At 68.5% G+C, this 6,764-nt stretch carries 11 protein-coding genes; 2 read left to right on the forward strand and 9 right to left on the reverse strand.

Going from position 1 to position 6,764, the window contains the following annotated elements; genetic code table 11:
- Positions 1–21 precede the first annotated feature (21 nt).
- Both VFZ92_RS30695 and VFZ92_RS30700 read left to right on the forward strand, forming a co-directional pair.
- Positions 22–672: an EndoU domain-containing protein gene (locus tag VFZ92_RS30695; protein ID WP_330879565.1), complete on the forward strand. Its 651-nt coding sequence runs from the start codon at positions 22–24 to the stop codon at positions 670–672.
- A complete protein-coding gene (locus tag VFZ92_RS30700) occupies positions 669–971 on the forward strand; it encodes a hypothetical protein (RefSeq protein ID WP_330879566.1) in 303 nt (100 codons plus the stop codon). Before VFZ92_RS30695 ends, VFZ92_RS30700 begins: the two co-directional genes overlap by 4 nt.
- Positions 972–1,021: 50 nt before the next feature.
- On the opposite strand, the gene truA is transcribed toward VFZ92_RS30700, so the two are convergent.
- The 9 genes from truA to VFZ92_RS30745 form a co-directional block, all read right to left on the reverse strand.
- A complete protein-coding gene (truA, locus tag VFZ92_RS30705) occupies positions 1,022–1,858 on the reverse strand; it encodes a tRNA pseudouridine(38-40) synthase TruA (protein WP_330879570.1) in 837 nt (278 codons plus the stop codon).
- A gap of 11 nt (positions 1,859–1,869) precedes the next feature.
- Positions 1,870–2,439, reverse strand: coding sequence for a 50S ribosomal protein L17 (rplQ, locus tag VFZ92_RS30710; RefSeq protein WP_330879567.1), 570 nt, complete (start codon positions 2,437–2,439; stop codon positions 1,870–1,872).
- 59 nt (positions 2,440–2,498) lie between these two features.
- Complete coding sequence (locus VFZ92_RS30715; RefSeq protein WP_259627805.1) at positions 2,499–3,548, reverse strand: DNA-directed RNA polymerase subunit alpha; 1,050 nt, start codon at positions 3,546–3,548, stop codon at positions 2,499–2,501.
- 149 nt (positions 3,549–3,697) lie between these two features.
- A complete protein-coding gene (rpsD, locus tag VFZ92_RS30720) occupies positions 3,698–4,303 on the reverse strand; it encodes a 30S ribosomal protein S4 (RefSeq protein ID WP_259627806.1) in 606 nt (201 codons plus the stop codon).
- 23 nt (positions 4,304–4,326) lie between these two features.
- On the reverse strand, positions 4,327–4,734 hold the full coding sequence (gene rpsK, locus VFZ92_RS30725) for a 30S ribosomal protein S11 (protein WP_106187134.1): 408 nt from the start codon (positions 4,732–4,734) through the stop codon (positions 4,327–4,329).
- A 31-nt stretch (positions 4,735–4,765) separates the two neighbouring features.
- The gene (rpsM, locus tag VFZ92_RS30730) at positions 4,766–5,146 is read right to left on the reverse strand and encodes a 30S ribosomal protein S13 (RefSeq protein ID WP_259627807.1); all 381 of its coding nucleotides are present in this window, start codon (positions 5,144–5,146) and stop codon (positions 4,766–4,768) included.
- Between the two features lie 215 nt (positions 5,147–5,361).
- Positions 5,362–5,475 carry a 50S ribosomal protein L36 gene (gene rpmJ / locus VFZ92_RS30735; RefSeq protein WP_010148647.1) on the reverse strand — a complete coding sequence of 38 codons (114 nt, stop codon included), beginning with the start codon at positions 5,473–5,475 and terminating at the stop codon, positions 5,362–5,364.
- A 58-nt stretch (positions 5,476–5,533) separates the two neighbouring features.
- Positions 5,534–5,755 (reverse strand): translation initiation factor IF-1, encoded by a 222-nt coding sequence (gene infA, locus VFZ92_RS30740; RefSeq protein ID WP_005166804.1) that lies wholly within the window; start codon positions 5,753–5,755, stop codon positions 5,534–5,536.
- 167 nt (positions 5,756–5,922) lie between these two features.
- The gene (locus VFZ92_RS30745) at positions 5,923–6,384 is read right to left on the reverse strand and encodes a DUF1707 domain-containing protein (protein ID WP_330879568.1); all 462 of its coding nucleotides are present in this window, start codon (positions 6,382–6,384) and stop codon (positions 5,923–5,925) included.
- Positions 6,385–6,764 lie beyond the last annotated feature (380 nt).

The raw sequence follows: 6,764 nt of genomic DNA on the forward strand, positions 1-6,764 counted from the left end.
ACCTGGCGCCGGGGGGTCGGGGTGTCGACGTTCGACGAGGTCGCCAAGGTGTGCCAGGAGGTCATCGGGATGACCGCGGACCTCGGCTCGCGCCTGCGCGCGCTGGACGACCTGGCCGACGTCGCCCCCGTCCTGGAGAGCACCGTCGCCGGGGCCGTGCGCGACCACGTGGGCCTCACCCCGGCGGGTGAGCCCGTCTACCCCGTGCCGGTCGCGGCGGAGCCGTTCACGCTGCCGCGCCACCCGATGCCGGACCCGCTGCACACGCACATCTTCGAGGGCCACCGCCGCAGGCTCAGGCTGCTCGGCTACCACCACCACTCCGGCGGCCGGATCAACCTGCTGGGCCGGACCACCCCCGACCGCCGCCAGGTCTACGAGGCCCGCCTGGAGCACGTGCTGCCGGACGGCCGCACCGCCGCCAAGGTCAACAGCTCCTTCTTCCCGGACCACTGGTCGAGGCACGAGGTCGCCCACGCGATCCGCTGCGCCTTCCAGCACCGGAGACCGGTCGTGCGCGACGACGGCAGACCCACCCTGTCGCAGTGGGAGGGCCGCTACCGGGGAGTCCTGATCCGCGGTTTCGTGACCGCCGGGCACGATTCCCGGACAGCCGCGTTCGAGGACGTGAGCACCGCGTGGCCGGTGTACGCGCCGAGGGAGGTCCCGTGAAGGTCCGGTTCGCGCTCAAGGCCGACGGCACCGTCGCCATCTACCCGGACGACGACGCCGCGGCCCTCTACGACCTGCTCAAGGACCTGCCCCGCCGGTACCTCGTGGAGGCCGCAGACGCCGCTCGGGAGGCGCCCGACGACGGCGACGACCAGAGGTGGGGCGGTGACTGCACGACCGCCGTGGTGCGGCAGGAGGACGTGCTCGTCGTGAACGAGTACACCGACGAGGAAACCGTGCTGAGCCGCCAGGAGTTCGTCGAAGTCGTCGAGGCGTACCTCGGTGCGCTGGACTCGTGATTCGCGCGAAAAGGGGTCGCCCCCATTAGTTCTCCCCGTGGAAACAGGGGTTAACCCAGCACTCGCACATTCCTGGTAATGGCGGAGCGGGCGGCCAGGTCGGCGTCCGGCGGGTAGTCGACGCGCACGAGGGCGAGCCCGTGCGGGGGCGCGACGGTGACCTGGCTGGAGCGTTCGGTGGACGTCAGCAGCGACGCGGGCCAGGCAGGCGGTTTGCGGCCCTCCCCGACGGCCAGGAGCGCTCCCACGAGGCTGCGGACCATGGAGTGGCAGAAGGCGTCGGCGGACACGAACGCGGTCAGCACGCCGTCCTCGGCCCGCGTCCAGTCGAGGCGCTGCAACTCGCGGATCGTGGTGGCGCCCTCGCGGCGGCGGCAGAAGGCGCAGAAGTCGCGCTCGCCCAGCAGGAGCGCGGAGGCCTCGGTGAGGGCGTCCAGGTCCAGCGGGCGGGGCCAGGAGAGGGTGTCCAGGCGGCGCAACGGGTGCGCTCCCGCCACGGCGTCCGTGACGCGGTACTCGTAGTGCCTGCGCATGGCGGAGAACCTGGCGTCGAACTCCGGCGGCACGATCCTGGTCCGGAAGACGCGGACGTCCGCGGGGAGTGCGCGGGACAGGCGCTTCGGCAGGCCGTCGACGTCCACGGTGGACGGCAGGTCGACGTGGGCGACCTGCCCGGTGGCGTGGACGCCCGCGTCGGTGCGGCCCGCGACGGTGAGCTTCACGTCCTCGCGCAGCACCATCGACAGGGTGTCCTCCAGGACGCCGCAGACCGTGCGGCGACCCGGTTGCCTCGCCCAGCCGGAGAAGTCCGTGCCGTCGTAGGCCAGGTCGAGGCGGACGCGAACGAGCCCGTCGTCCCCAGCGGGGACAACGGGCTCGTCGGCGATGAGCGGGTCCGTCAGGACTCGTCCTTCTTGTCCTCGGCCTTGGGAGCCTCGTCAGCACCCTCGGCGGGGGCCTCCGCGGCGTCCTTGGTCGCGGACTCGGGCGCGTCGGCGTCCTGGTCCTTGACCTCGGCGTCAGCGTCGTCGGCAACGACGGCGGGCTTCTCAGCCTTCTCGTCCTTGGCGAACTTGGTCTTCCGGGCCGCCTCGGCCTCGGTGGCGACCAGCTTCTGCTGCACCAGTTCGATGACGGCCATGGGGGCGTTGTCGCCCTTGCGCGCCAGCGTCTTCGTGATGCGGGTGTAGCCACCGTTGCGGTCCACGAAGAACGGGCCGATCTCCGCGAACAGCTTGTGGACGATGTCCTTGTCGCGGATGACCTTCAAGATCTCGCGACGGTTGTGCAGGTCACCGACCTTGGCCTTGCTGATCAGCTTCTCGGCGTACGGCCGCAGCCGCTTCGCCTTCGCCTCGGTGGTCGTGATCCGGCCGTGGGTGAACAGCGCGGTGGCCAGGTTGGCCAGCATGAGCCGCTCGTGGGCCGGCGACCCGCCGAGACGGGGTCCCTTAGTGGGGGTGGGCATCGCTTGCTCCTCGGATTACTTTCTGATCCTCTGCTCCGGCCCAGCCGTTGTCACGGCCTTCAGAGCTGCTCGGTCTCCGCGTAGTCCTGACCGTCGTCGTGGGTGTCCACGCCGCCGTCCGCCCAGCCTTCGGCCGGGTAGTCGGCCGCAGCGGCCGACGGGTCGAACCCAGGGGGGCTGTCCTTCAGCGCCAGGCCGAGACCGACGAGCTTCATCTTGACCTCGTCGATCGACTTGGCACCGAAGTTGCGAATGTCCAGCAAGTCCGCCTCGCTGCGCGAGACCAGCTCGCCCACCGTGTGGATGCCTTCGCGCTTGAGGCAGTTGTACGACCGCACGGTGAGGTCGAGGTCCTCGATCGGCATCGCGAACGCCGCGATGGTGTCCGCCTCGGCGGGCGAGGGGCCGATCTCGATGCCCTCGGCGTCGATGTTCAGCTCGCGAGCGAGACCGAACAGCTCGACCAGGGTCTTGCCCGCGGAGGCAACCGCGTCCCTCGGCGTGATGGAGGGCTTGGTCTCCACGTCGAGGATCAGCTTGTCGAAGTCGGTGCGCTGCTCGACACGGGTGGCCTCGACCTTGTAGGTCACCTTCATGACGGGCGAGTAGATCGAGTCAACCGGGATGCGGCCGATCTCGGCACCGGCCTGCTTGTTCTGGACGGCGGGGACGTAGCCGCGACCGCGCTCGACGACGAGCTCGATCTCCAGCTTGCCCTTGCCGTTCAGGGTGGCGATGTGCAGGTCGGGGTTGTGCACGGTGACACCGGCCGGGGGCACGATGTCGCCTGCGGTGACCGCACCGGGGCCCTGCTTGCGCAGGTACATCGTCACCGGCTCGTCCTCCTCGGAGGAGACGACGAGCTCCTTGAGGTTCAGGATGATGTCGGTGACGTCCTCCTTGACACCGGGCACGGTGGTGAACTCGTGCAGCACGCCGTCGATGCGGATGCTGGTCACGGCTGCGCCGGGGATCGAGGAGAGCAGGGTGCGGCGGATGGAGTTGCCGAGGGTGTAGCCGAAGCCCGGCTCGAGCGGCTCGATCACGAACCGAGAGCGGGTCTCGTTGACGGACTCCTCGCCGAGCGAGGGGCGCTGGGAAATAAGCACTGGGTTCTTCCTTCTCTCATCGACGCCCGCTATTTGACGCCGAAAGAAACGCCGGTCGCGGAGACCGGCAAACACGTGCGGCACACCATTCGCGCCGCCGTGGGACCCGACTCCGGCCGGTCACCTGGTGGTGACCGGCCGGAGGAGGATCACTTCGAGTAGAGCTCGACGATGAGCTGTTCGGTCACCGGCGTGTCGATCTGCGCCCGCTCCGGAACCTGGTGGACCAGGATGCGGAGGGTCGAGGGGACGACCTGGAGCCAACCGGGGATCGGGCGGTCACCGAAGGTGGCCTTGGCGACCTCGAAGGGCAGCGTCGGCAGCGACTTCGGCTTCACGTCGATGATGTCGAACTTCGACACCCGGAAGCTGGGGATGTTGACCTTCTGGCCGTTCACGATGAAGTGACCGTGAGCGACGAGCTGGCGGGCCATCCGACGGGTGCGGGCCAGACCGGCCCGGTACACCACGTTGTCCAGACGGGTCTCGAGGATCTGGAGCAGGTTCTCGCCGGTCTTGCCGGGGCGACGAACCGCTTCCTCGTAGTAGCGGCGGAACTGCTTCTCCAGCACGCCGTACGTGTAGCGAGCCTTCTGCTTCTCCTGGAGCTGAAGCAGGTACTCGGACTCCTTGATCCGACCGCGGCCGTGCTGGCCGGGCGGGTAAGGACGACGCTCGAACGCCTTGTCGCCGCCGACGAGGTCGACCTTGAGCCGGCGCGAGATGCGCGTTGCTGGTCCCGTGTAACGAGCCATGGTTTCTTACTCCTCCCCGTGCCTCAGACCCGGCGCCGCTTGGGCGGGCGGCAGCCGTTGTGGGGCTGCGGGGTCACGTCCTGGATGGTGCCGACCTCGAGGCCGGCGGCCTGCAGCGAACGGATCGCGGTCTCCCGGCCGGAGCCGGGACCCTTCACGAACACGTCCACCTTGCGCATGCCGTGCTCAGCGGCCTTGCGGGCAGCGCTCTCAGCAGCCATCTGCGCGGCGAACGGCGTGGACTTGCGAGAGCCCTTGAAGCCGACGTGTCCGGCAGACGCCCAGGCGATCACGTTCCCGGTCGGGTCGGTGATCGACACGATCGTGTTGTTGAACGTGCTCTTGATGTGAGCCTGGCCGTGCGAGATGTTCTTCTTTTCCTTGCGCCGGACTTTCTTGACCCCGGCGCCCGTGCGGGACTTGGGTGGCACTTCGGTGATCTCCTACCTAAGACGCGAGGTCTTACTTCTTTCCGGCCTTCTTCTTGCCGGCGACGGTCTTCTTCGGCCCCTTGCGGGTACGCGCGTTCGTCTTGGTGCGCTGCCCGCGGACGGGCAGGTTGCGACGGTGGCGCAAACCCTCGTAGCAGCCGATTTCCATCTTCCGGCGGATGTCGGCCTGAACCTCGCGGCGAAGGTCACCCTCAACCTTGAAGTTGGTTTCGACGTACTCGCGCAGCTTCGCGAGGTCGTCGTCACCCAGGTCCTTGACCCGGAGGTCAAAGCTGATCCCGGTAGCGGTCAGCAGCTCTTTCGAGCGCGTGCGACCAATACCGAAGATGTAGGTCAGCGCGATCTCCATCCGCTTTTCGCGGGGGAGGTCGACGCCAGCGAGTCGTGCCATACGGCGCTTGCTCCTAACAGGTGTCGCTCCAGGTCTGCTCCTCGTCCGGTTCCGGGACTGACTCGCTGTGCCGTTCCGCGTGCTTTCGCACGTGGTGTCCCGGCCCCGGCCTGGAGTCCGGGGGTGCGCCAGGCGCGTTCACGCCTGGCAGGTACGAGGAGGCTTAATCATGTGTCGCGTCATCCTGAGGACTGCGACGAAGTGCTAGGGGTTGATCAGCCCTGACGCTGCTTGTGACGCAGGTTCTCGCAGATCACCATGACTCGCCCGTGACGGCGGATCACCTTGCACTTGTCGCAGATCTTCTTGACGCTCGGCTGGACCTTCACGCCTGCGCTCTCCTGCTTTGCCGCGTGCCCGAGGCGGCTGCCCCGGACACCGTGGAGGTCACTTGTAGCGGTAGACGATGCGCCCTCGGGACAGGTCGTAGGGCGAGAGCTCCACGACAACCCGGTCCTCAGGAAGGATGCGGATGTAGTGCTGACGCATCTTGCCGCTGATGTGTGCCAGGACCTTGTGACCGTTCTCCAACTCGACTCGGAACATCGCGTTGGGGAGCGGCTCGACTACGCGGCCCTCGACCTCAATGGCCCCGTCCTTCTTGCCCATGTCCTCCGCGTTTCGTGACGGTGGTATTCCCGGATGTGGACACGCGCCTCCCCGACTCCGACGGGCCCTTGCGGAACCTCTGATCACCTGGATCTGGCCTCAGGCCAACCACCACAGGCATGACGGAACCGGCGCGACGTGTGCGCCACCTACCCATAGTACGCAGTTCAGCGCGGTTGCCCAAATCGGGTCATCCGCGCGGCGAGGACCAGCGCTCCCCAGGGGCCCGCGACCCAGATCCACCAGGGGTAGACCCACTCGAACTCGGTGACGCAGACCAGTCCCCAGACGACGAAGTTGATCATGCTGACGGCGAGCCAGGTGCGGACGAGGACGTTGCCCGCCTTGCCGGGAACCCCTGGCGCGGCGGGTCGCGGCAGGTAGGCGGGCTGGTAGGGCGGCGGGACGTACGCGGGCGCCGGGGACCGCTGGGCGGCGGCGCCGTCCGTCGGGAGGTCGGCCACGAGCGCGGCCAGCTCGGCATACGTTTGCGCGGCCCAGGCCAGTTGGGTCCGGTGGTCGAACTCGGCCAGGTCCAGACGCCCCTCGGCCTGCGCGCGCGTCAACCGCTCCACGACCGCCTCGCGATCGTTGTCCGCGGCTCTCATGGTCGGCGTGTCGTCGCTCACGTGCTCCATGGTGGGCTGGGCGGGGGCTCGGGTAAATAGGGCTAGCCCCCGTTACCCCTGGGCCGGGTGGAGGCTGGGGACCGGTGGTCGGGGCCGGGTTGCCGGTGCCGGCGGGTGCCGGGGCCGGCGGGTGCCGGGGCCGGTGGGTGCCGGGGCCGGTGGATGCCGGTGCTGGCGGTTGTCGGTGCCAGCGGGTGACGGTGCCGGCGGGTGCCAGCGGCAGCGGCTGTCGATGTCGGAGCAGTGGCTGCCGACGTGGTCGCCAGGTGACCTCGGCTCCCAGCGGGGTGTGGGCGATTTGACTCGGGGACCCCTAGATTTGACCCTTGATCGGGCAAAAAGGGCAGTCCCGAAAGCCTGCCCGATCACAAATTTTAAGG

Origin of the sequence: Umezawaea sp. (assembly GCF_036375055.1) — a bacterium.
Lineage (GTDB): Bacteria > Actinomycetota > Actinomycetes > Mycobacteriales > Pseudonocardiaceae > Umezawaea.